The sequence below is a fragment of the Bacillus sp. B25(2016b) genome (genome assembly GCF_001679765.1).
In the GTDB taxonomy this organism is placed as follows: Bacteria; Bacillota; Bacilli; order Bacillales; family Bacillaceae_G; genus Bacillus_A; species Bacillus_A thuringiensis_K.
Genome location: NZ_CP016285.1, coordinates 2,279,528 through 2,304,423, shown reverse-complemented (window position 1 = coordinate 2,304,423; position 24,896 = coordinate 2,279,528). Strand labels below are relative to the sequence as shown.

Sequence of the window (24,896 nt, the reverse complement as noted above, 5' to 3'; positions counted from 1 at the left end):
TTCTTTCGCTAAATACTTATACTCTTTATAGATTTCCAAAAACGTAATATCAAAATTTATATACTTGCTCTTCAAGGTAACTTATTACATTTTTTAATTGTCTTAATGTATCTTTTTGAGACTGCTCGTTAGTTGTATCAACATTAGTAGATAATTTTGTAATGCTATTTTTTATTAGATTTAAATCTTCTTTATAGCGCTTTAGTAGATCAAGTTCTAAATCTACTTGATTTGCAAACGTATGCAAATCATTTTGTGTAAGAAGAAGCATTGATTTTTGTAAATCAGCTATTGATAATTTCGTTGTTAAATCATATATTTTTTGATTTTGTTTCTCTAAATCATCTAAATATGCTCGCTGTTCTGCTGTTAATTTATTTACTTCAGCAAAAACGCCAAATGTTTTCTTAATCTTTTCGGTATCAATGACCTTCATCAGGTCATACTCTTGTGTTTTTGCTGCGGCTGCGGCTGCTATTTCACCTTGTTTGCTTTTCTCAATTGCTTCACGAGCTGCTCTTTTTGCTGATTCAATCTCTAGAGCAGTTTTACCTTGCTCTGTTGCTTCTTGCACTGCTTTTTTCTCAGCTTCTAGAATAGAGTTGTTAATTTCTTTTCCTTTGTTATACGCTGCCACCCCTGCTTGCGCAGCTGGTTCAATAATTTCTTTTGAAAGACTATAAACTTCTTTGAATATAGCAAATCCCTGTTCATTTAAAGCCCCTGGTATTAATGCAATTTGCTGTAAATCATTTTGAATTGCTTTTTTGGTATTTAATATTTCATTTTTTAACTGATCTATTTTTCCTGTTCCATCTGTACTTAGTATGCCTTGCGCAGTTGCCACATTAGTATCAAAATCTTTTAATTTTTTATCAAGCTGTAATTTAAGATCTGTTAATTCATTGATTTGTCGTTGCGCATTTTCTTGATTCGTCATAGCCATTTCTTGAAGTACTTCAAGTCTATCCGAAAACCCTTCTCTATCTTCTTTATTGTCTACAAACGATTTTAATGTCGGGTAATAACTATTAAATTTTGTTACAAACCCTTTACTTTTTGAATTTAATAGAATTAACTGTGGATAGAGTTCCGATGACCATTCCTTCATATCTTGTTTGATTAGGAATTGATTGGTATTTAAAGCTGGGACTTCCTCTAGCTGTACATTAGGACTCATTAAAGATTGATCAATATACGTTTGGATTAATTTAGATTGCGCACCTAATTTTCGTAATGAAGAGGAAATATCCATGCCTTCCTGTTGAGTTTCCGCTTGAACGATTGGTGTTGCGAGAGTATTGATAGGAATAGTTGCTCCAGTTACAATGGATGTGACTAATAATCCTGTCATTATTTTAGTTTTCATTCCGTACACTCCTTTACCATTGTTTTTATAACTTAATTCATATAACTTGTACGACCGCTCTCTTTGTAAACTGGATAAGAAGGAGAAATCTTTCAGATACGTTAATATCGTTGTTTTTTACTTCTAATAGGATGTAAGGATTTTATTTATCTCTCATTTCGATACTCTATTTTTTTAAATATAAATAACAAAAATTTATTAACTATATTTGAATCAGGCACCTTATGAGTAGTAAATTATTAATTCTTTCCTAAAGTTGCGGTTTAACTTACAGAATCGTGAGGATCAATAAACCAATGCTTACAGTTAATCTTGTCATAACATTGTTTAATTTTAATTTGATAATATCCCTCTTAGTTTTGTCAGCAAACTCCTTACTAGACAACAAAAGGTGAAATTATACTGTACATTGCTTATACTTTTATTGCGGAATAACTTTTGTTATGCAGAAACTTAGAACACGTTTATTACCAATTTGATTCTTGACCTCTTGTAAATAAATTTACTATTCAGAAAATTATCAAAGACATAATGTTACTTATAACTTCACTATAATTCCTATTAGCGTAACCTTCTCCTTTCTGTCTGGTCATACCAGTTATGTTGTTCATTAAAACATTAAATTTTCAATGCGTAAATAGAAAAATTTTGTCGATTATGCTCGATAATTTACTGTTAAATAAAAATATGAACCAAAAAAATTATATAAATATAGTTATTCGTAAATTTCATTTCTGTAATTGTAATGATTACAAATTAATGTGTATACGGTTAAAAATAACTATTTTAGCTCAACCAAGAAATTTTATTTTAGAAAAAATACTTATAGAATAATATAATAGGTTTTTTTATACTTTTTTACCTTTATTTAGTTATGTATAATTGCATAAAATGTAGATATATTTAGTAATATATGTTATATTGTTGATTTTTTTAAAAAACATCCTGATATCATCATTATTAAATATCTAATATGAAGATATTAATCTATAAACTTATCTTCGTTATAAACGTAGGTTCTAAATTACAAAAAAGCTGCAAAGCCTCCTTGAAACACTTTGCAGCCTTCTATCTTTTTGTTTCCTTTAGCAAAATAATGGTTAGTGAATTTTTATTTTTTAGGATACTTATACCCATGTTTAAGTCTTTACATTGGAGACAGCAGATAACAAGCTTATATTACTGTATATTTTTCACGGTACTGCCTAGGAGTCATACTAGTATTTTTTTTGAAAACTCTTATAAAATAACTTTGGTCATTAAAATTAAGCCAAGCACAGATATCTGATAAAGAATAAGTAGTAAGTGTTAATAATTTTTTTGCTTCTTCCACTCGTTCCCTTTGAATATATTCGCTGAAAGTGATTCCCATTTCTTTTTTAAATAGTTTAGACAGATAAGTAGGCGTAATTTCTAATTGATTAGCAAGTTCATTCAGAGATATTCCATCGTAAACATTTTTATTAATATGTTTTATACATGTAGTAACCGCGTAAGAATACTTTTTTGCATTGTATTCTTTCACACGATCTGCAAAGGTACGTAAAGCGTCCCCTGACAATCGCTTTACAGATTCTACATTATCTAATTGTTCTAGGGTTTGTATATATAAAATACTATGAGCAAAAGCAATATCTGGTGGCAGGTTTCCTTCTATTGCATATCGAGTGGCTAAGGTAATCGCAATAATTCCAAGGTTTTTTTGATTCCTGAGCGGATCCTCTATTAGCATAAGTTCAACATCTTCTTGCGAAACCGCATACATATACTGTATTAACTTTTTTTTATTTCCTTCTTTAATAGTCGAAAAGAAATCATTTACTAATGCCATATTGTGCGTTTTAGGTTTGTTTTGTCGGCGTTTTAAAATATATAAATCAGGTTTCACATTTTTATTAGGAATTTCCTCTAGTACTCTATTTTTTTCCAAGACAATATCTACATCTAACTTTTCATTGAAAATCATGTAATGTAATAAAATTCCCATATCAATTAATGTAGTTTTTTTAATCTCAGATAAACACTGATAATAGGCAAGTCTTTCTTGAATGTTATCATTTGATTTAAATTCTTTCTGAAATTTTATGATCATATCATCTGAATCTTTTGGATGTATAGTAGGACCGATTATAATAGTCCCTTTAATATCATCATGATTTTCTATATGAATTAGAACAAAATTTTCAAGATAGTTGTTACTTCGGAAAAGTGGCAAGTTAAAGGGATCGTTTTCTTGATAAATATCACTAAGATGTTCTTCTTTTGAAGAATAAAAAGGACTACAAACATTATCAGATGTAGAATGATATAAAATTTTTCTGTCTGCAGATAAAATATGTACAGGGGCATTAAATGCTTTATGTGCAAGATCACACAAGTGTTGTATATCGATAGAAGTATTCATTACATTCTCCTTTATAGATCCATAAAATATATTCTGTTAGATATAATTCATGACAAATAATACTATAAAATATCAAATTAGTACAATTCACAACAAAATATTACTATATCTTTTTTATAAAAATCATATATTATTTAATTGTAGTTAGCATCTAAATATCAGAGTAGATAAGTAAATGAAATACACTAAGTTCTTTTCTTAATTCTACAAGATATAATTATTGAACTTGAGAAAACAGTGAAGTACTACAAAATACAGTGGTAGTCAATGCGAGGACCAAGCTGGAAAAAGGTTTAAAATGCAGCGAAAGTTACAGGAGATACTGTACCACCGCAAGAAATAACAGTCAAAGTTCCAATTCAATCATTTATACAAATTGAATTCAAAAAATAAATACTGCTAATTTAAATGTGAAACTGAAAAACTATTTTGCTCCAAATTTTAGAAAAAGATAATAAAGAAGTTGTGAAATTGGAAACAGATGAAAGCGATACGGCTATTTTTGAAGCACTATGCTTTGAAAAATACAAGGTAGAGGAAATTCAAGTACTCAATTAAACATTTAATTGAGAGAAAGGTCTTTTCATCAACTAAAAATAAAAAACGAATGGAATATTCAAAAAATGACACTATATTACTGGTCGTAACATTAGTTTTACTTTCCACAAAAGAGGAAAAAATATATAGACTTTACAAATACTAAGAATAGCAAACTAGCTAGTTTTATTACCGTATCACATAAAGTGAAACTTTAATCAGTGGGGGTTTTGTTCATCCCCCACTGATTATTAGCCCATACCAATCGGGGTCTTACTGCCCGGCAAATAGCGGGATAAACTTATTATTAATTTCCAAATACAATAGTTGTTAATCAACAAAAAACTTCAATAATTAAGGTACACAGTAAATTGATCTCAAAACAGTAATTACTACAGTATCAGTTTTTACTTATTCTATAAAAAAAGAAATATCACTTAATAATTATTATTTTATATCGATTTAGACATAAAACATTTTATTATATCAGCTTAAGTATTATGGAATTAAAATTGCAAATAACACCAAAACACTTTTAAGGGCTCATACATCGTTCATACCGAATTTATCACCTTTAGATACCTATGTCATTAACATAACTAAAAAAGATTATTACAAAGGAATCTGAGAGGTCTTTTCAATTTCGAAATTTGTTTTTTTGTAAATTAAAGGAAAATAATCCGTATATATACGGATTATTTTATTAGTGTAATCTGTATTGACCTGTTAACTATTTTTCAGCCATTCGAACTAAGCGTTTTGTAATCTCTCCACCGATCCGAACCATTTGCAGATGATGTGATGTATCAGGTCCCAGTGTGACTCCTAGTTCAAAAGCAATTTCATACTTCATTTGCTCAATAGTACTTGTAGTAGCAGAAATAAGAATTTCATTTGTATTACTTTCGTATCTTTGAATATTTATAAATAACATGTGCCTAATTATGCTATTTACGCATGAGTAACCTAATTTCTTCTAGTACTTTTATGTGAACCCTTTCCCTCCCCTTATTCTACCAATTGAATTTGAAACACAAATGTACATTGCATTTCAATATAACAATAAAAGCTACAAAAGCAACGAATTTACTACTTTAAAGTTAAGTGTTTAACCTTGAAGTACTTAAATTCTTTTTTCCAGATAAAGCATACATTATATCTTGATGCTTTATTGTCCTCTTATAATTATGTGGTATCGGAAATTTGTTTCGGTGTTCTTTCATTATAATTAAAGTTTGAAGTTCTATGCTCAATACTTTTGCGAGAACATGATAGTTATATCCATTGTTTAACAGAGAAATTATGTCATAAAACATAGTTTTTCCGCCTACTAATTTTACTAATCTATTCTTTAACTCATTCCTTTTTTCTTTAGCTTCATCCATTTCTAACAACATGGATTTTTTATTTGTTTGCTTAATGTATTGAGTATATAACTCTGGGAATTCTTTTTGGACTTCTTTGTTTAATACTGGTTTATATTTAATCATATAAGTAACTTGTAACAATGAGCGTTTTAACAAGCTATCTTCAATAAGATACGCTACTTTATTAAATAAATGTACATATTCCTTAATATTGGAATAACTATTAAAATGAGCTAATACTCTACTTTTTATACTAAAAGCCTTACCTATATAAATAATATTGTCATTATAATCTCTAATAAAATAAATACCACTGTCATCTTTTTCTAATTCATTATCCAGTTCTTCTAGACTCATAAAATGCAATTCACTCATACTTTCCTCTCCTTATTAGTTTTAAATCATGAAAAACAGGCAAGGTTTCTAAAAAAGGCACTCAGCTGTCCTAGGATTTTTCATTTTATTTCTTGCTAAATATCAAAAAACTGCTTCTATGTTACTCAACTATCAATATGATTATTAATACAATTTTCTCTCGTTATTATCTCGCAATTTTATCATGTAATTTCGAGATCGTTTCCTCATTTAAATTACTGTGTTTTATCGAATAAAAGAAATATATGACTGCCCCAATAGTAATCCAAATACTAAAGTACATCCATGTTCTTAACGGTAAAATTAGCATTAAAAACACACAACAAACAATTGAAACGCTTGGTAATACAGGTACAAAAGGTACCATAAATCCACGTTTTAAATTTGGGTGTGATTTACGGAGAATAATAACTGATAGACAAACTAACGCAAACGTCACCAAACTACCGATATTAACTAAATTAACCAATTCTTTCAAATCAATAAACCCAGCTATTATAGAACTCCCTATTCCTGACAATCCAGTTATAAAAGTGGGTGCTCCAGTTTTCTTATTAACTTTCGCAAATGATTTCGGTAACAATCCATCACGACTCATTGCAAAGAAAACTCGTGTTGCCGCATACATATTTGAAAAAATAACAGCCATAAGGCCAATTACAGCACCTGCAGCAATTGCACCAGCGACTTTTCCTTGTCCTACCACTTCCATTACATAAGCCATTGCCTCAGGAACATTTAATTCTTTATAGGAAACCATTCCTGTCATAACAATGCATACCATAACATAAATAATTGTACATATGATTAATGATGCAATAATACCGATGGGAAGATTACGTTTCGGATCTTTTACTTCTTCTGCTGAAGTTGCTAATATATCAAAACCCGTGAAAGCGAATAAAATAGCTGCTCCACCCGTAAAAACCCCACTTAAACCGTATGGTGCAATTGGTACCCAGTTCATTGGTTTTACATAGAATATACCAACTGTAATAAACAATAAAATCATACCAATTTTAATCAATACCATTATATTATTGATTCGTTTACTTTCCCTCGTACCACGGGATAACATCCATGCTAATATCAATGTAATGATTACTGCTGGTAGATTTACAATACCACCATGTGAAGGGATCGTTACTAGAGCTTTAGGTATCTCTAATCCAAATCCTTTTATTAAATTGTGGAAATAGCCTGTCCATCCAGCAGCGACAGCCGCTGTTGCCACGATATATATTAACAGTAAAGACCAACCTACTAGATGAGCAACAAACTCACCAATTGTTGCATATGAGTACGTATATACACTACCAGATGCCGGGAGTGTGGAAGCAATTTCTGCGTAACATAATGCTATAAATCCGCATATAATTGCTGCAAGTACAAATGAAAAAATAACTGCTGGACCAGCATCTCTTGCTGCTACTAATCCAGTTAACACAAGAACGCCCGTTCCAATTATTGAGCCTACCCCTAACATAATTAAATCAAATGCTCCTAATGTTTTCGTTAAGGTCTTGCTTTGATTATGCTCTAACAATTGTGTAACGGATTTCTTTTTTAATAACTTACTCATATTCTCTGTATCCCCTTTAAAATAAGGTTTGCTCTTCTCATTATTGTTGTATATAAATTTACTTAGTTATTACATAGTCTTATAATATTTCTTTTACGTTAAATAAATTTGTAACATTCTATTTTTTCTCTTTCCTCCACTGTTCAACAAACATCAGCTATAATGTGTTATAACTCATTCAATTTACCTCCAAAGATATAAATAAAAGATTTTGTCATTCCAAAGAGATAATTAGTTTTGTATGTTCGATAATGGTATGATAAACAAAAATAATTTATTTATTTAATTGAGTTTCACTAGAACTTAAGTTATTTTTCTTCCGTAATACACTAACAATATACCCACATACACCGCCTATAATAGCCGGAACCCCCCACCCTAAACCTACACTATATAAAGGAAGAAAATGTTCAAGAAAATTATGTATTATTTCACTTTCTATTCCAGCAGCTTTTAATCCATCTAACGAACTAAAAATAAATGTCAATATCAAACTCCCTTGATATACTTCAAATCTACCATTGAATACAGAGTGTAAAAATATTAGGAATATTAAGGTAATAGCAATTGGATACATAGTTATTAATACAGGGATTGAAATCTTAATTAATTGTGTTAACCCTATATTCACAACTAGTGTACTGAAAACAGACAAAATAATAGCAAGTTTTTTGTAAGAAATTTTTGGAAATAATTTATGAAAAAAAGAAGAACAAGCAGTGATAAGTCCTACGCTTGTAATTAAACATGCTACTATAATCATTACACCTAAGAAAATTGCACCATACGAACCAAAGTAATAGTCCGAAACTTTTTCTAAAACTTCAGCCCCATTATTTAAACGACCTAGTTTTTCTACACTAGAAGCGCCCATATAGGAAAGGGCAGTATAAATAAGAGCTAAGAGTGTAGCAGCAATAGCCGTTGCTTTTACACAAACAATCATAAGCTGCTTTTTAGTCGTAGCCCCTTTTTCTCTAATTGCATTCACGATAATGATTCCGAAAACAAAAGCTCCAAGGGCATCTAATGTTAAATATCCTTCTTGAAAACCTTTAAAAAATGAATCTGATGCATACAATTCAATAGGCGCTTGAATTCTTCCAATTGGATGAATAAAAGTCACAACTACGAGCATCCCAATAACAGTCAATTTGATAGGAGTCAAAATTTTCCCAACTATGTCAATAATCTTTGTAGGATTAAGGGATAACAAGCATGTAACTGTAAAAAATAAGATTGTAAATACAGTTAAGGCAACAGGACCTGCATCATGTGATAAAAAAGGTTTAATTCCAATTTCAAACGATACATTACCAGATCTAGGGATGGCGTAAAAGGGGCCAATCGCTAGATAGAGAACGGTCGTAAATACAATACCAAACACCGGATGCACACGACTAGCTAAAGATTGCAAATCATTTTCACCTGAAAAAACAAATGCTGTTATTGCTAACAATGGTAAACCAACTCCAGTAACTAAAAAGCCTGCATTGGCTATCCATACATTATTTCCAGCCATTTGACCAAGCATAGGTGGAAAAATTAAATTTCCTGCTCCAAAAAACAATGCAAACAGCATCAATCCTATAATAATGATAAAGGAAGTAGGAACTTTATTTGACATAACAACTCCTCCGATTATACATTTGTATACACTTTTTATTTTCCCTATAATTTATATATTAATCTATTTAATTCCATCCTAGAGCACCGTTGCGGAAGGCAATGTATGCCCCCGCTCCCTATAAGAGAATAGCAACAAATTTTCAATTTAAATAACTACTTACATTAATGGATGTGAAGTTACGCCTAAACAAAGCCTCTCACTTACTAGTTAAACGAGACATTTCCATAGATTTTTTCGTACAACGTTTCATAGCTGAAATGATAGCTGTTCTTAAACCTTTTTCTTCTAGTGTTGCTACAGCTTCTATCGTCGTTCCACCTGGAGAACAAACCATATCCTTCAATTCACCTGGATGTATTCCCGTTGCCAATACCATTTTTGCAGAACCTAATACAGCCTGAGCCGCAAATTTATAAGCTTGTTTTCTCGGCATACCGTCAAGTACAGCAGCATCTGCCATGGCTTCTATAAACATATACACATATGCTGGAGAAGAACCACTAATAGATGTAACAACATCCATTAGTTTTTCATTTACGACCTCCGTCTGGCCGAAAATATTAAATATATTTAGTACCTCTTTTATATCTTTTTCTGTAACCATTTCATTAAAAGATAATGCAGACATTCCTTCCCCAACAAGTACCGGTGTATTAGGCATTACCCTAATAACCTTTAACTTTCTATCAAATTCATTCTCAGTGCTCTTAATACTTTTTCCTGCAGCAATAGTTACAACAATTACATCATCTTTTATTTGGTCTTTTATTTGGTTAATTACCGATGTGTATAGGTCTGGTTTAATTGATAAAATTAAAATGTCAGCACTGTTAGCGACTTCATTATTGTTAGTAGTTATAGTTATGCCATATTTATCACTAGCATTTTTTAAATTGCTGACGTTTAAATCTGAACAAATTATTTGATTTGGAGACACTATATTTTTATTAATCATCCCACCTATCATAGCAATACCCATGTTTCCACATCCGATAAATCCTATTTGTTTATTCATAATAATTTGATCTTGCTCCTTTTATTCTAAACTTTATTGATTTTGAAATTATTATTCTAAGTTAGGGCTATTACAATTACTGGGTTTATCAATAGAATTTAAAAATTCTCCTTCCTATAATGAGCTACACTTTTGTATGTACTTTACAAGCATGCATTTAAAAAATGTAGAGACTTTCTATTCATAGAACTATTAAAAACAAGAGTAAAATGGTGATGATTTTTCGGAATTAATATTCTTTAACTATTCACCATTTTAAATAGAGCTTACATATTCCTCTAATAATTACTTATTTTCAAAATTTATAGTTACGCTTAAGAAAATGTATTTAAGTTCCAAATAATTATCGCTGTAGATAGTATGAAACAAAGTAATGCAGGAATTATCATTAAAATAGATTGTTTTGCTCGAAAAATATGAGCATGAATGGCTCCGACCATGAGAACTGCTAATAATATATTTGCTCCTAGCGCTAAGTATTGATTCCAAATACCACCGATTATACCTATTGCTCCAATAATTTCAATAAAACCAATTATAGACATAAACCATAATGGATATTGATATTGTTGCCAATGTTCCACCTGAAAAGATATACGAAAAATTTTTATGAATCCCCCTACTACAATAAAAATTGCTAAAACTACCTGAAGAACAATCATCATTTAAACTCTCTCCTTTTAAGACTTTGTTAATTTCTATTTTAAAATTGTTTCAATTAAATATTTTGTAACCCTTTTAGATAGCTCTCTATTGCTATCTTCTTTCCATGTATTCGGTGGAAACCTACTTCTTTTACCGTCTAATATTTCTTGATAGATTTCTTTTATTTGCACTGCTTTCGCTTGCACTTCAAACTCCCTCCTATTCAAGACATATAACGATTCCTCTTTCCTAACGTTAAATAAAACGCCAATAGTAACTATTGTGATCTACTTTTATAACGTAAAAGAAATGTATAGGGTAAAATCATTTCTTTAATCTATAATAAGAAGGACATAAAAAAACAAAAAGTTACAAAAATTTTCAAATTAAAATTTTTGTAACTTTTTGTTTTTGTGTAAATATAAGGTCAATTAAGACGTCTCACCGTTTTAAACTTGACGCTCCATAATCTTGTATAGTTACATTTATATGATATTTAATCGGTACCTTACTAAATGTTCGATCCCAATCTTTTTTGACTTCCTCCCATGTTCTCGGGTGTTTAATTCTTAATTGGTTGCCAAAACCCGCAATATCGACTTGATATTCTTTTTGTATTTTTTTTGTAACATGATGTACTAAGTGCTTTACTTCATTTTCAATAGCTTTTTCTTCCCTTTTTAAAAATTCATTTTCAAAATCTTTTCCTGGTTGCACCCAATTTTCAGACAAACGTCCTTCTGATTCAATGTTTACATCAAAGGAAATATTATTTCCGTTAACATGTGGTATGATTTTGCTTTTTATTGACTTTATTTCGTATATAATGAGTTTCTTTGATTCTTTATCAAAAGTTTTTATCACACCACCATTCCTTTTTCCGTTTATCCATACTACTCCTTCCAATTCCTGTTCATTTAAAAAGCCCATCAATTTTTTTGTCTTCCCTTTAATTACAGCAGCTCCTGCAAATTTTGTTTCCCCATTCATCGAGATTACATTTTGCAAAAGAAAACTGGACCCTGACCGCATCTTTCCTTCTAATTTAGCGAGCGATACAGGAGCCAAAATCCTTGTTGTTCTATTTCTATTATCTGCAATTCCAGACAAACGAAATGCTGGGATTTCTCCTTTTTTGTTTGATTCCAGTACCTCCTTCGCTAGCCCCTTGCTAATTAAGATCATAGAGCTCAGCCGAACTTCATTGTCACGGAGATACTGTTCAAGTAATTGTTCTAAACTGTATGTACGTACAAGACTATCACTAATAACAATGTTTTTTAAATGCGGGCTGAACATTTCGCTCTCTCTTTTCAATGAAAGCTCCCGAACAATTTGATGAATGGAATCACCGGTCTCAGAAACATTTATATACCGTTTTTGTTGTCCGTTTCCTTTACTTTGTGCTTGCGAACTAACAATTTGATAAGTAGCTGTTATAAGATTTCTTTTAGGATATCCTCCTTCCTCATCCTCTTTCTCAATTGTTGAATCCTTCCCTTTATCTAGTGCTATACCTGCAGTTAAACTCAACTCTTCTACTTCTTTACTGCTCCAACATCCTGTTAAAAATAGGAGCACAAGCATCGATAACAAAGCCAAATAGAACCGCATATAATTAAATTTCGTTTTCACACTATTCCTCCTTTTAATCGCTTAATAATAAGAAGGAGCAGTGGCAGTAAACCAAATAAAAATATAGCAGCATTACCGAGCATATCCCCCAATTTAAGCAAATGATTTATATTTTTCGAAGTCATAGCAATGATGTAAATGATTGGAATCAAAGCAAAAATAAATGGATGAATACTCTTTTTAAAGAGTTGGGCTAATCCTAATGCAGCTGCATAGTAACTAATCGTATAGGTAGCAAATATTTGCATAATCCATATTACAAGTAGTAAAGATTCAAAACGTTCAAATATCAAACCAGAAATTTCAAAACTGCGCATAAGGTCAATTGTCGGCCATGTTCTTGTTACAACCCCATCAATTGATAATGCACCGATGACCATTACAACAGTTATTACATAAAAGATTAACGGAATAGAAATTCCAACTAAAATAGCTTTTACTGCTTTATTTCGTTGTTCCATAAACACCAAAAGAATTAACATAATTTCAGGACCTGTATATGCGAGAGACGTTGTTTTTATCCCATCTAACACTGGTTTAATCCCAAAACCCAATACGGGACGGAGATTATCTATCTCAAATATTCCGATACTCATAAAGGAAATGACTAAAAAAATAAAAACAGTAATAGGGAATATTATTTCAAACATCCGTGCAATTGAGTTAATACCACTCATAATCAAATAAAGACCTATCCACATAAAAGGCATAATAATAGCCCATGTAGGAGTTCCTTCGAGCAAAAAAAAGCTTATTACTTCTGCCATTGAACGAATTTGAAAAGCTGAGGTTGTAAGAAAATAACCTATAATAAGAAAACTAAGCAACCTGCCTATCCATTTCCCTACAATTTCTTGACTGTATTGATAAAAGGTTTTTTCTGGGAATCCTTGACTTAATTTGACCATGATTACTCCTGAAACCATTGCGAGTATTCCACCTAATATCACACTTAGCCATACATCTGGTGTTTTCACTTTTTCCACAGATGCTCTGGGCAGAGTGAGGATTCCTGTTCCGAGTATGTAATTTACAATAATAACAACTGCTTGCGAAGTTGTTATTCGGTCTTGGGATTTAGTAATCACTGAAGGCCACTTCCTTTCGTCATCAGCTACTTTTTGCGGATAGTTTTTTTAGTATGCATTATTTTTGGTCTACGTCTCATTATTTTTAATGGCATGCGAACCATAAAATCTTTCCAGTCACTAAATCGATACGGAACAGCAGGGCTAGTATAAGGAACGCCAAAACTTTTCAGTTTCACTAAATGACTGCAAAGTAAAAGAAAGAAGAGAATAACTCCATACAATCCAAATATCGCAGCACAAAACATAGCTACAAAACGAAGAATGCGTAACGTAATTCCCACACTATATTGTGGGATAGTAAAAGAAGAAATAGCTGTTACCGCAACAACGATAACCATTATTGGGCTAACGATTCCTGCTTCTACGGCAGCCTGACCAATTATTAAACCGCCCACAATTCCCATTGCAGGTCCAATCGGTTTAGGCAGACGTAAACCTGCTTCTCGTAAAACTTCGATGGCTACTTCCATAATCAACGCTTCGATTAAAGCGGGAAAAGGAACTCCTTCTCGCGATCCGATAATAGAAATAGCTAGCTTGGTGGGAATTAATCCTGGATGAAATGAAATAAAAGAAATATACAGTGCTGGAGCAAATAATGAAACAAACGCTGTCATGAAGCGTAATAAGCGGAGAAGCGTACCAGGAAGCCACCTTTCATAATAATCTTCTGGTGATTGCAGCAGCATACTAAATGTAACTGGAGCAATTAAAACAAATGGTGTTCCATCTAACAAAATAGCTACTCGGCCTTCCATCAAAGCACTAATAACACGATCAGGTCGTTCTGTATTTTGAATCTGCGGGAAAGGACTGAGATAATTATCTTCAATGAGTTGCTCTATATAACCAGATTCGAGTACACTGTCTATGTCAATTTTCTGAATTCTGTTTTTTATTTCTTCCACCAATTCTGTACTAGCAAGATCTTTAATAAATGCGACAACTAATTCTTTCTTTGCACGTTCTCCTACTGGTAGCTTTACTAATGATAAGTTCTCATCTGCACAATGCCGTCGCAAAAGTGAGGTATTATCACTTAATACTTCAGTAAAACCAACCCGTGGCCCTCTGACTAATGCCTCTGATACTGGTTCTTCCATGTTTCGTTTATTTGCTTTTGTTGTACCAAGAATAAACACATCTGCTAAACCATCAATTAAAAGAGCTGTTGAACCTATCAATACTTTGGATATCACATCTTTTATGTAATGGACTTCTGCTACTTCACTAATTGTAAGAACTTTATTTTTAATATATTCTTTTGAAACAGTCCCCTCCACATAAGAAGATTCATTTTTATATTCGTCAGAAAAATCATCCATTAGTAATTTCATAATATGTTTGTCAATGATCTCTTTATCTGATAGACCATCAACAAAAATGATCCCAGCTTGAATATCTGTGCGTCCAATATTAAACTTCCGAAAGCGAACATCAGAATTATGTCCGATCTGTTGCTTTATAAGTTCTAAGTTAGAGGCAAAATCGTTTGTGAAATGAACGGTTGCATTTTGAGAAGGTTTATACTCTTGTTTCGTTTTACTTTGAATATTATTTTTCTTCACTTGTTTGTCTCTGGACTTCCACCAACTCATTCTTCCCACTCTTTCTCTGTCATACGAACCCAATGAAAAAATCTTGAGATAGTATACGGAATTAAAAACAAAATAAAAGCTTGTACAAAGACTTTCCAATCTGGAAAATAAGAAGTAATTATGTTCCACATGTTTATCACCCAATTTATATACTCTGTTAGGATTGAAATTTCTAAAGAACGATATGTACTTAATAAAAAATAACGATAAGATTAAAGAGCAGAAAAGCGAGACATTATACTTATTTAGTACCAATAACCTAGTTAGTATAAAAACATTTCTGACCTAAAATACCATTTTTAATTATAATTTGTTAAATATTATCTCCTATTCCTTCATTTGTATGCCTGCATTTGAATTTCAAATAATATAAGTATGAATGATATTTTCTCTAAAAGAAAAAAAGATGCTAGAAGATAGCATCTTTTTTTAAATTCAACTTACTATGTAGTTATATTTTATTTTGGAAATACTCGTTTTTAAATGAATATTAATGTGTAAGAAATACATATTCTTTTGTTCCAAGTTAGTACATTTCTACCAAATCGATACGGAATTTTCTGATTTTAAAAATGATATGAAAGAAAGGAAAATACTCTCTTAGAAAAACTATATAAAACAAATAACATGAAAACAACTATCAATCTATTAATTGAAAATGATAATGAGCAAGAGTTTATCATCTTAATTCCAAGTGTATTCGTTTTGCTTCAAAATAAAGAACTTGAATGAATTTTTTCGTATCAATACGAGCAGGTACTGTTGGTTCATTATTCAATTCTGTCATCTTTCTCCTTACGGTAGTAAAATCAAAAAATCTAGAAGCATAATTTTCGAACTTCGGGTTTAAAAAATCAGTAAGTCCAAGAGATGCTAAATGGTTTAATGATTGATAAATTGCTCTCCGAATCCGTTGTTTGGAAGCTTCTATGAACCTTTTTAATTCGGTATCTTCAGCTGAATCCCCAAGTTTTTTTTGAGCTAAATTCATAAAAATCTCTTTTAGTGAGGGAAAACCTTGTTCCAACGTGTTATCTTGTTCATATTTATATAAATAATCTAGCATATCCATTAAATCTTTACTTCCATTTTCACTGGCTATTCCTAATTCCGACAAAAGAAAATGAATGGAATTTTGAAAATGATTAAAAGTATTTAAATGTTTTTCATTACGGTATTTTTCTTGCGCACTTGAATTACTATCCAATTTTAGTACCGTATTAAGCGATTCTTGAATGTTTTTTATCGATTTTTCCAAACGAATTCTTTCAATGACTTTCCGGACAACTGTTAATACTTCAATCCGGTTAATTGGCTTAATAATATAGTATTCAACGCCAAGCGAATAAGCTTCAGCAATTAATTCTTTTGATTCTACTTGAGAGACCATGATGATTTTCCCTTTAAACGAAGGCTTTATTTGACGAATTGTTTTTATTCCATCTTGAATGGGCATTAACAAATCAATAAATAAAATGTCTATATTTTTAAGGATCGGCATGTATTGCTCTAAAGATAAACCATCCTCAGCTTCTCCTATAACCTCTCCAAGATCTTCATCCTCGATAATTTGAGCCAACATTGAACGAACCGCTTTTTCATCATCTACTATATAAAAATACATAGAATCACCCTTTCGAAATTATATGATCAATCCCTAATCTAATTATAAAAATTGATCCTCTTCCTTCGGTTCTGTCCTCAAGCGTAACATCACCTTCAAGTTGTTCGACCATTTCTTTAACATACGATAGTCCGATGCCTGTCGATGGATTGCCTAAACCATCATATTTAGAAGTAAAACCAGGCTCAAAAATTGAATCTTTATATTTTGAAGAAATACCTGGACCGTTATCTCCTATTCGAAATTCAACGAAATGATGGTCTTTATTAATGTCAATTATAATAGTTCCCATACTTTGGATAGCCTCTACAGCGTTTGTCACGATATTATTTACAATAGATAGGATTGTATAAATATGATAATGAGGATGCACACCATCAATTTTATATACAAATTGGATGTCTTTCTCTAGCAACCGTGCATATTTCGTATTTGCCCGTATAATGATGTTTACTAGTTCATGTACAGACATATAATCTGTAAAACTTTCATCAGAAATTAGTTTTGAAAGTCCCGCAAAAATACGTTGATTATCCTTTTTAACGTCATGCACCTCACCAGCAATTTGTAATGCCTGTTGCCTTAAATCCTGAAACTGAAAATCCATCTGTTTATGCTCAAAAGAGTCTAAGGTTTTATATAAATCATAGGATTTTTTTGTTATATTCTCAGTATCTTGTAATGTTTTTTTTAAATGAACAGCATCTTCATATAAATTAGAAATGAGCATAAGCATATGTTCATTTTGTTTCTTTATGTGTCTCTCCCTTGATTGCGCTTCATACAATTTCATCATATTGAAAAAGCTTAGAACTATAAAACTATGGGAACATGCGATAACAACGATCTCATTTATTGCCTCGGATGTGATCGATGTTTTTAATACGAAATATTGAATCATTAATTCCACACAGTCTGACAATATTTCAATAACGCAACCAATCAAACCGATCATTAGTGGTTGATGATAAAAACGTTTAATTTTTGCTAAATGAAAGAGATACGAATACGTAAAATAAAAGAAAAAACTAGGATAGTGAGTATGAAAAGCGGCTAACCAATCCATATTTCCCTTTATTATTACATCCATTGACATACGAAATACTACAACGACTATTGCTGTTAAAAAACCCGGTAAAAATGCTGGAACTCGTCGAAACAATAACAAAAAAAAGAAAAATGTCGGTGCACCAAAGCTCATTCTAAATGTTTCGTTTAAGGGAAATGACTTTATTTCACCTACTAAGGGTACTGTAAGTATCATTAAAACAAGAATATAGATGTCTTTTTTTACTAAATTACTAAGATTCAAAATAATCACTTCCCACTTTCGCCTAACAGTCAGTATACAAACCTATTTGTATTAATACAACACTTACTCTATTTTTTTCAAAAACTAATAAATAAGATATAAACGAAAGTATTACAGATTGTGAGTATTCATTACAGTCTTCTACTTTAGAAAGATACTTTATAACTCAAAAATGTTCAGACACAATATATGGCCTGAACACTTTTGGACTCGCTCTAACACCAAAATATTTGTGCTCCTTTTTAAAATATACTCAAATCCCATTCTTTTGCAATATGTTCTAACAACATAACTCCTGGTAAACTATTCCCATATTCATCAATGGCTGGTCCGTAAATACCAATACCACATCCATCTTGAAACGATAAATCCTTCCTAGATTTTGAGGGAACAAGTGTCATAATTCCGCCGGATACCCCACTCTTAGCTGGTAATCCAATAAAAGCAGCAAATTTCCCGGAAGCATTGTACATTCCACAAGTAAGCATTAAAGCTTTTGTTAACCTAGCTACTTCTTTAGGGAGCACTTGTTCTTTGCGAATAGGATGATATCCATCATGTGCTAGTATAAGCCCTATTAAGGCAATATCTTCTGTATTTATTTCAATTGAACATTGTTTTAGGTAAACCTCTAGTGTCTCCTCCACATCTGATTCTAGAAAACCATTCTCCTTTAAATAGTATGCTAAAGCTCTATTACGATGAGCCGTTTCCCATTCTGATTGAAATACTATTTCATTAATAGCAGGACGCTTCTCTATCATTTTTTCAATTAATACGTATAGAGATTCTAATTTTTCTTTCACCGATATCCCTGGCAAAAGTGAAGCTATCGTAATCGCTCCAGCATTAATCATAGGATTAAAAGGTTTTCCTGGTTTATGTATCTCTAAACGAATAATCGAATTGAAGGCATCTCCAGTTGGCTCTACGTCAACTCGTTCTAATACATAAGAAATACCACGACTTAAACAAACGGCTATAAACCCGATTACTTTTGATATACTTTGTAATGTGAAAGGTACCTCCCAATCTCCTGACTTTATCATTGTTCCATCTGGCTTTACTATACAAATCCCTAACTGCGATACATTTATTTCCCCCAGAGCGGGAATATAACTGGCGCTTCGTCCCTTAGCTGCATACGTTCGATAATGAGCTACCCATTGATCTAAGCAAACTTTTTCTTGACCCTCAATTTGAACGATAGAATCCTTTATCATTTAACAATATTCCCCCGTACTATTAACTTTATATAGAATAATTTTTTCTTTAATATCATCAATAATATTTGCACTAGAACCAAGAAAGATATTCAGACACATTGCAGTCTGAATATCTTTCTTATTACACACTTTTCTTTTTTGAAGTTTCCTCATAACTATCCCAACATTCAATATTTTCAAGCCCTTTAATGTTTTCTTTATAAAAAACAGGATCTTTACCAGCTTTTTTCTGGTTTATATAATCTTGTAACGCCGCAAATGCTACTTTTGAAAGTAAGGTAATAGCAATTAAATTAATAATAACCATAAAGCCCATAAATAAGTCCGCTAAATCCCATACAATTTGAATCTTTGCAACAGAACCAAATACAATCATAGCCAACACACTTATTCTGTATATGATTAACCACACTTTACTTGTATGTAAGAAGCGAATATTTGTTTCACCATAATAATAGTTGCCAATTAACGCACCAAATCCAAATAAAAAAACAAAGATAGCAAGACAACCCGATGCCCAAGAACCGATGTGTTCACTTAATGCTGCTTGTGTCAGTGCAATACCATTTAACCCCGGTTGTTTATATGCATCAGAAAGCAAAATGATAAAGGCAGTGCTAGTACAAATGATCAGTGTATCCGTTAATACACCAAATGCTTGAATCAGTCCTTGTTTCACCGGATGACTTGTTGTTGCTGTTGCTGCAACGTTTGGTGCACTTCCCATACCAGCTTCATTTGAAAATAAACCACGTTTAACTCCATTCATAAGTGCTGCACCAATTGAACCTCCTGCTATTTGTTTAAATCCAAATGCGTTTTGAACAATAAGAGAAAGAACTTCCGGCATTTTTGATATGTTCGTAACTACAACAAATAATGCAACTCCAATGTATAATACCGCTAAAAATACCACTTTGTATTCAGCCATTTTTGCAATACGTTGTACACCACCAAAGATAATCGCAGCGAAAGCAACGGCCATGATTATCCCGACTGTTAGACGATCTGTACCAAATGCGTTTTGAAAAGCAATTGTAACTGTATTTGATTGTACTGAATTGAATACAAGACCAAAAGTGATTGTAATTAAAATAGAGAATAATACTCCCATCCAACGTTTATTCAACCCTTTTTCCATATAATAGGATGGACCACCGCGGAAGCCAGTTTTATCTTTTACTTTATATATCTGTGCTAATGTGCTTTCAACAAAACTGGATGCCGAGCTAATAATAGAAATAATCCACATCCAAAATACAGCTCCAGGACCTCCTAATGCAATTGCAATTGCAATTCCTGTAATATTCCCTGTTCCAACGCGAGCTGCCATACCAATACAAAACGCTTGAAAAGGAGAGATTTGATCTTTAGAACCACTTTTTCCCTCCATTAATACACGGACCATCTCTTTTAACATTCGAAACTGTACAAAATTCAATTTAAATGTAAAATAAATTCCGCAAATAACAAGCATAATAATTAACAATTTAGACCATAAAAAATCATTTGTTGATCCGACTAACTCTACAAAAAATCTTTCCATATTATCACTCCATACCAAAAATTTATCTATCATAATCTATATAAAATCACCTATATTCCGTGGCATAAATACCTCATTCATATTCAAATACAACAAGGATAAAAATTTTCTATATGAATAGAATTGGCCTGTTTAAGCAAACATCGCAACATGCACCTAAAAACCCAAATTTTCAAAAAAATTATTGATTATACACACGATGCTCTATCCCTTTCTGCAAAACTAATATTCTTATCCACTATTGTTGTTGTACTATTACGTTTGTTTCGTTTACCGGTGATTTACATTTAAATCATAATAATCAATAGTGATTAAGTGGTTTTTTGTTAATTTTCTCAAGAACATGGAAATATCTCCTTTCTCACTACTAATCTCAAAAATAGGCTAGATAAAAACTTCACGAAAAATCTATAAAGCGCTTTCAATCTTCAACTAAGAGAAGCTTGTCTTTAATTTATAATTAAAAGTACAGAATGTTACGAAAAAGTACAGATTTTTATAAAAACAAAAAAATATTTTAAGATTTTTCATCTAAAAAACAGTGAGATTTTGTGAATTTTATACAGTATCCAAACATCGCGGATGCTGTTCTACCTAACCTTTGACAAGCCTCTATTTTCTTCATAAAAACATGCATATTTTTTCTCTTTTAGAAGTTCATATAAAGTATTTGAAATCAAGAATCAACGGGATATTATAAGAATATTTAAAAAATAAAACATTTAATTTATTTATGGTATCATACAAAAAACATTTGTTTTCTCAATTAATCCCCCTAGTTTGATTCGTCTATATTGCACATATTTGCAACATGAAAGACACTAAGAAAAAAAGGATTTTGTTGAAGGGATGAAACATTACAAAACTCTTATTTAGGACCATATGACATCCTCTTTTCTAGCAATATCGAGTTATCCCAAAAAACGTATATTTACTAACATAGATTACAGGTGGTGTATTGTGAAAGAAATAGTATTCGTTCAAAATAAAAAAAGACTCCTTATGAAATTCGAATTTTTAAAAAAGGATTTAGTACTTACCATTTCACTGATACTAGCAATTGTAAGCTGCTTCATACATTCGCCAAAGGTCGAATATATTAACTTTGAAGTGTTAATTAGCTTATTTAATCTAATGGTGGCCATTAAGGCCTTGGAACAACTAAAGATATTAGACAAACTTGCCGTTGCGATTTTAAATAAATGCAATAACAGCAGGTCAATATCTATTATTCTAATTTTGTTATGCTTTATTTGCTCCATGTTTGTAACAAATGATGTTGCTCTCCTCACTTTTGTACCAATAACACTTGTCATTAGTAAAAAAACACAAATGAACATGATGGATACAATCATCCTGCAGACAATTGCGGCAAACATCGGTAGTAGCTTGATGCCTATGGGAAACCCACAAAATTTATATCTATATTCTTACTATGGAATTAAGCTCATCCCATTTTTAGGTTCAATCCTGCTTTTAGCTGTACTTGGAATTAGTTTGTTGTTTATATTTACTCAAAAACTTCAAAAAACAGATTTAAAAATAGAACTACCTGTTATTACCGTGAAGAATCGAAAAAAAGCTACCATCTGGATTTTGATACTTATCACTATCATTGCATCTATTTTTGGTTTCATTAATTATTACATTGCGCTAATAGTTACATTGATGGCAGCTTTTACGTTAGATAGAAACTTACTATTAAAGATTGATTACTTTCTTCTAATAACCTTTGTCTGTTTTTTTATTTTTATTGGAAACATTTCTCATTCTGATGCGCTGGGGACCTTTGCTCGCGCTAATTTAAGAGGAGATACTTCAGTCTTCTTTAGTTCCATATTTTTGAGTCAATTGATTAGCAATTTTCCTACTTCAATTCTTCTATCAAACTTTACTTCTGATTGGAAAGCTTTATTACTAGGAGTAAATATTGGAGGGCTTGGAACAATTATCGCATCTTTAGCCAGTGTAATCTCCTATAAACTATTCATTCAGGCCAATGTTAAAGAGAGTAAGGCGTATTTAATTAAATTTAGCATTTACAACTTTTCATTTTTAATCATACTTACATGTATACAATACTTTATTTTTAAATTTCTATAACTTTAAAAAGTGATTACTACTAGAATAATAAAAACCAAAACTTTCTCAACATTAAATTGAGAAAGTTTTGATTTTAAAGTAAATAATACTTACAATTAGCATTATAAGCAAGATCCACCCCTTACATCAATTAACTCACCAGTTATCCAACGACTGTCTGATGATGAAAGAAAACCTCTAAAAACTATTTGATAATCTTTTAGAATCTAACTTTCTTATAATACTCTTTGCTATTTCTTCAATATTTTCATTTAGAAAGAAATGATTACCTTCAAAAGAATGAAGAGTACACGTTTTACTTGTGTATCGTTCCCATTTTATTACTTGATCATATGTAGTAAATTCATCATTTTCCCCATTAAATATAAGAAAATCAATATCACATGGTTGTGTATTTTTCTCATGGATATACGTCTCAACGATTTTAAAATCTGCTCTTAGAATAGGGAGAAAAATCTCCATTAATTCTTCTGATTGCAGTACCCCAGATGGTGTACCTCCCATTGCAATAACTTCTCTTTTAAATTGCTCATTAGAAAGATTATGTCGGATATTTTTTATTTTACTATTTGGATGATTTCTACCGGACAAAACAAGAAATTCAGGCGATACGTTTTTAGAATCTTTTATTTTTCTGGCTACTTCATAGGCGATCAAACTTCCCATGCTATGCCCGAATAGAATGTAGGGCGAATCATCTATCTGCATAACTATTTTATTGTAGACATCATTTACTGCCTCTTCCATACTTTGGTACAAGTTTTCTTCAATTCTATATCCTCTACCAGCTAACTCTATCGGAACTACCTCAATATATGGATTAAAGTAATTTTTCCATTTTGCGTAACTAAAAGCAGATCCCCCAGCATGTGGAAAGCAAAAAAGTTTAGTCTTCTGCATTGATTTTCTCCTTACTTTCAAATTTGTATATATTTTGGAAAATTGCATAAATGTCTTTAATTATTATCTCTTGCGGAAATTCATCCCTTGTTGCACAAGCAGATAACTTATAATTTGGATCAATGTTATATTGTTTAAAGTAAAAATTCTTTGGTATATTCTTGTATAAAATTAAAGCTCGTGATTCTTTTTTTATAGAGAATGAATTTAATTGGGTATAAAGCCCTTTTCCAATCGTTTTTATATAGCTTTCTTTTAATGTCCATAAATCATAAAAATAGTTAATTTGTTCATCAGAATTCATATTAGATATATCATAAAATTCATCCGCTGAAAAAAATTCTTTTGCTAATTTAAGCGCCTCTATCTCTGAAACCTTTTCTATATCAATACCCACATTAAAATTAGCAGTAGTACAAACCACCCATTCTCCTGAATGTGACAGATTAAAATGAAAGTCAGAAAAATTTTCAACAAAAGGTTTTCCATACTCATTATATTTAAATCTAATTTCTTCATTATTAATTTTATACTTTTGGCAGATTAGAGATCGGATTAGTAAATCCCCTATCAGTGTCCTATTAACGTCGCATGAGTTTAATAAACGCTTCATTCGTTCTTTCTTCTCATTTGAAACCAAGTTACTAAGTTGCTTAAACAAATGACTTTCAATATTCTTTGGTATTTTCACAGCTTGAATGTGTATGATAAATCACTTCCTTTTTTAAAAGATGGCTTCATATATGTGCGTTACATAAATTCAAATTAACTTTATTAAATTGCAAATACAATAGAAAAGGTGCATATTTACATATCAATGAAAATATACACCTTTCCTCAATAATATCATCAAAGCATTAGTTTCTATTACAAAAAATAGAGAGGATTTACATCATTCTATGAGCAACTCATATAGGTTTCTATGTCTCTATCAAGT

Annotated in this window: 20 protein-coding genes and 2 pseudogenes; 2 read left to right on the top strand and 20 right to left on the bottom strand. The window is 31.3% G+C overall.

The features are described 5' to 3' along the window. Nucleotides 1-49: 49 nt before the first annotated feature. On the bottom strand, nucleotides 50-1,369 hold the full coding sequence (gene hblC / locus BAQ53_RS11720; RefSeq protein WP_000850238.1) for a hemolytic enterotoxin HBL lytic component L2: 1,320 nt from the start codon (nucleotides 1,367-1,369) through the stop codon (nucleotides 50-52). A gap of 1,174 nt (nucleotides 1,370-2,543) precedes the next feature. Then, nucleotides 2,544-3,773 (bottom strand): helix-turn-helix domain-containing protein, encoded by a 1,230-nt coding sequence (locus tag BAQ53_RS11715; RefSeq protein ID WP_001097908.1) that lies wholly within the window; start codon nucleotides 3,771-3,773, stop codon nucleotides 2,544-2,546. 429 nt (nucleotides 3,774-4,202) lie between these two features. Here BAQ53_RS11715 and BAQ53_RS11710 point away from each other — a divergent pair, with 429 nt between their 5' ends. Beyond that, the gene (locus tag BAQ53_RS11710) at nucleotides 4,203-4,331 is read left to right on the top strand and encodes a hypothetical protein (protein WP_000939299.1); all 129 of its coding nucleotides are present in this window, start codon (nucleotides 4,203-4,205) and stop codon (nucleotides 4,329-4,331) included. Nucleotides 4,332-5,040: 709 nt separating this feature from the next. On the opposite strand, the gene BAQ53_RS11705 is transcribed toward BAQ53_RS11710, so the two are convergent. The 15 genes and pseudogenes from BAQ53_RS11705 to BAQ53_RS11640 form a co-directional block, all read right to left on the bottom strand. Next, on the bottom strand, nucleotides 5,041-5,244 hold the full coding sequence (locus BAQ53_RS11705) for an alpha/beta-type small acid-soluble spore protein (RefSeq protein WP_000897402.1): 204 nt from the start codon (nucleotides 5,242-5,244) through the stop codon (nucleotides 5,041-5,043). A 166-nt stretch (nucleotides 5,245-5,410) separates the two neighbouring features. Beyond that, on the bottom strand, nucleotides 5,411-6,052 hold the full coding sequence (locus tag BAQ53_RS11700) for a GIY-YIG nuclease family protein (RefSeq protein ID WP_001292181.1): 642 nt from the start codon (nucleotides 6,050-6,052) through the stop codon (nucleotides 5,411-5,413). A gap of 166 nt (nucleotides 6,053-6,218) precedes the next feature. Continuing rightward, nucleotides 6,219-7,634: an amino acid permease gene (locus BAQ53_RS11695; RefSeq protein WP_131251326.1), complete on the bottom strand. Its 1,416-nt coding sequence runs from the start codon at nucleotides 7,632-7,634 to the stop codon at nucleotides 6,219-6,221. 274 nt (nucleotides 7,635-7,908) lie between these two features. Further along, complete coding sequence (gene brnQ5 / locus BAQ53_RS11690; RefSeq protein ID WP_208906868.1) at nucleotides 7,909-9,261, bottom strand: branched-chain amino acid transport system II carrier protein BrnQ5; 1,353 nt, start codon at nucleotides 9,259-9,261, stop codon at nucleotides 7,909-7,911. 199 nt (nucleotides 9,262-9,460) lie between these two features. Next, nucleotides 9,461-10,279 carry a pyrroline-5-carboxylate reductase gene (gene proC, locus BAQ53_RS11685; protein WP_001041304.1) on the bottom strand — a complete coding sequence of 273 codons (819 nt, stop codon included), beginning with the start codon at nucleotides 10,277-10,279 and terminating at the stop codon, nucleotides 9,461-9,463. Nucleotides 10,280-10,593: 314 nt separating this feature from the next. Continuing rightward, a complete protein-coding gene (locus BAQ53_RS11680) occupies nucleotides 10,594-10,944 on the bottom strand; it encodes a DoxX family protein (protein WP_000973720.1) in 351 nt (116 codons plus the stop codon). A gap of 36 nt (nucleotides 10,945-10,980) precedes the next feature. Then, nucleotides 10,981-11,130 (bottom strand): annotated as a pseudogene (locus tag BAQ53_RS11675) (DUF4046 domain-containing protein); the annotation flags it as partial. A gap of 235 nt (nucleotides 11,131-11,365) precedes the next feature. Continuing rightward, nucleotides 11,366-12,559 carry a Ger(x)C family spore germination protein gene (locus tag BAQ53_RS11670; RefSeq protein WP_000850038.1) on the bottom strand — a complete coding sequence of 398 codons (1,194 nt, stop codon included), beginning with the start codon at nucleotides 12,557-12,559 and terminating at the stop codon, nucleotides 11,366-11,368. Beyond that, nucleotides 12,556-13,647, bottom strand: coding sequence for a spore germination protein (locus BAQ53_RS11665; RefSeq protein ID WP_000629019.1), 1,092 nt, complete (start codon nucleotides 13,645-13,647; stop codon nucleotides 12,556-12,558). The genes BAQ53_RS11670 and BAQ53_RS11665 overlap by 4 nt, the downstream gene beginning before the upstream one ends. A 26-nt stretch (nucleotides 13,648-13,673) precedes the next feature. Beyond that, nucleotides 13,674-15,248: a spore germination protein gene (locus BAQ53_RS11660; RefSeq protein ID WP_000119240.1), complete on the bottom strand. Its 1,575-nt coding sequence runs from the start codon at nucleotides 15,246-15,248 to the stop codon at nucleotides 13,674-13,676. After that, nucleotides 15,245-15,379, bottom strand: coding sequence for a hypothetical protein (locus BAQ53_RS26380; RefSeq protein WP_000267086.1), 135 nt, complete (start codon nucleotides 15,377-15,379; stop codon nucleotides 15,245-15,247). The genes BAQ53_RS11660 and BAQ53_RS26380 overlap by 4 nt, the downstream gene beginning before the upstream one ends. A 548-nt stretch (nucleotides 15,380-15,927) precedes the next feature. After that, nucleotides 15,928-16,872, bottom strand: a complete 945-nt coding sequence (locus BAQ53_RS11655) for a response regulator (protein ID WP_000274091.1) — start codon at nucleotides 16,870-16,872, stop codon at nucleotides 15,928-15,930. Between the two features lie 4 nt (nucleotides 16,873-16,876). Then, on the bottom strand, nucleotides 16,877-18,193 hold the full coding sequence (locus BAQ53_RS11650; protein ID WP_000584815.1) for an ATP-binding protein: 1,317 nt from the start codon (nucleotides 18,191-18,193) through the stop codon (nucleotides 16,877-16,879). Nucleotides 18,194-18,426: 233 nt separating this feature from the next. Beyond that, entirely contained in the window at nucleotides 18,427-19,407 is a 981-nt protein-coding gene (gene glsA / locus BAQ53_RS11645; RefSeq protein WP_000588633.1) for a glutaminase GlsA, read from the bottom strand. Nucleotides 19,408-19,531: 124 nt separating this feature from the next. Then, nucleotides 19,532-20,956, bottom strand: coding sequence for an alanine/glycine:cation symporter family protein (locus BAQ53_RS11640; protein WP_208906867.1), 1,425 nt, complete (start codon nucleotides 20,954-20,956; stop codon nucleotides 19,532-19,534). A gap of 960 nt (nucleotides 20,957-21,916) precedes the next feature. Between BAQ53_RS11640 and BAQ53_RS11635 the strand changes: the two genes are divergently transcribed. Then, a complete protein-coding gene (locus BAQ53_RS11635) occupies nucleotides 21,917-23,059 on the top strand; it encodes an anion transporter (RefSeq protein WP_000659270.1) in 1,143 nt (380 codons plus the stop codon). Nucleotides 23,060-23,160: 101 nt separating this feature from the next. On the opposite strand, the pseudogene BAQ53_RS26615 reads toward BAQ53_RS11635, so the two are convergent. From BAQ53_RS26615 to BAQ53_RS11625, 3 genes and pseudogenes are all read right to left on the bottom strand, one after another. Continuing rightward, nucleotides 23,161-23,235: pseudogene (locus BAQ53_RS26615) on the bottom strand (short-chain dehydrogenase); the annotation flags it as partial. Between the two features lies 1 nt (nucleotide 23,236). Further along, entirely contained in the window at nucleotides 23,237-23,959 is a 723-nt protein-coding gene (locus BAQ53_RS11630; protein ID WP_001172950.1) for a thioesterase II family protein, read from the bottom strand. After that, nucleotides 23,946-24,650, bottom strand: coding sequence for a 4'-phosphopantetheinyl transferase family protein (locus BAQ53_RS11625; RefSeq protein ID WP_000701221.1), 705 nt, complete (start codon nucleotides 24,648-24,650; stop codon nucleotides 23,946-23,948). The genes BAQ53_RS11630 and BAQ53_RS11625 overlap by 14 nt, the downstream gene beginning before the upstream one ends. Nucleotides 24,651-24,896: the final 246 nt, after the last annotated feature.

Excerpts from the sequence above, each read along its gene's own strand:
- BAQ53_RS26380 (WP_000267086.1), bottom strand. The coding sequence starts at position 15,379 with ATGTGGAACATAATTACTTCTTATTTTCCAGATTGGAAAGTCTTTGTA.
- BAQ53_RS11700 (WP_001292181.1), bottom strand. The coding sequence starts at position 6,052 with ATGAGTGAATTGCATTTTATGAGTCTAGAAGAACTGGATAATGAATTA.
- BAQ53_RS11630 (WP_001172950.1), bottom strand. The coding sequence starts at position 23,959 with ATGCAGAAGACTAAACTTTTTTGCTTTCCACATGCTGGGGGATCTGCT.
- BAQ53_RS11695 (WP_131251326.1), bottom strand. The coding sequence starts at position 7,634 with ATGAGTAAGTTATTAAAAAAGAAATCCGTTACACAATTGTTAGAGCAT.
- proC (WP_001041304.1), bottom strand. The coding sequence starts at position 10,279 with ATGAATAAACAAATAGGATTTATCGGATGTGGAAACATGGGTATTGCT.
- BAQ53_RS11680 (WP_000973720.1), bottom strand. The coding sequence starts at position 10,944 with ATGATGATTGTTCTTCAGGTAGTTTTAGCAATTTTTATTGTAGTAGGG.
- brnQ5 (WP_208906868.1), bottom strand. The coding sequence starts at position 9,261 with ATGTCAAATAAAGTTCCTACTTCCTTTATCATTATTATAGGATTGATG.
- BAQ53_RS11705 (WP_000897402.1), bottom strand. The coding sequence starts at position 5,244 with ATGTTATTTATAAATATTCAAAGATACGAAAGTAATACAAATGAAATT.
- BAQ53_RS11655 (WP_000274091.1), bottom strand. The coding sequence starts at position 16,872 with ATGTATTTTTATATAGTAGATGATGAAAAAGCGGTTCGTTCAATGTTG.
- BAQ53_RS11715 (WP_001097908.1), bottom strand. The coding sequence starts at position 3,773 with ATGAATACTTCTATCGATATACAACACTTGTGTGATCTTGCACATAAA.
- hblC (WP_000850238.1), bottom strand. The coding sequence starts at position 1,369 with ATGAAAACTAAAATAATGACAGGATTATTAGTCACATCCATTGTAACT.
- glsA (WP_000588633.1), bottom strand. The coding sequence starts at position 19,407 with ATGATAAAGGATTCTATCGTTCAAATTGAGGGTCAAGAAAAAGTTTGC.
- BAQ53_RS11660 (WP_000119240.1), bottom strand. The coding sequence starts at position 15,248 with ATGAGTTGGTGGAAGTCCAGAGACAAACAAGTGAAGAAAAATAATATT.
- BAQ53_RS11640 (WP_208906867.1), bottom strand. The coding sequence starts at position 20,956 with ATGGAAAGATTTTTTGTAGAGTTAGTCGGATCAACAAATGATTTTTTA.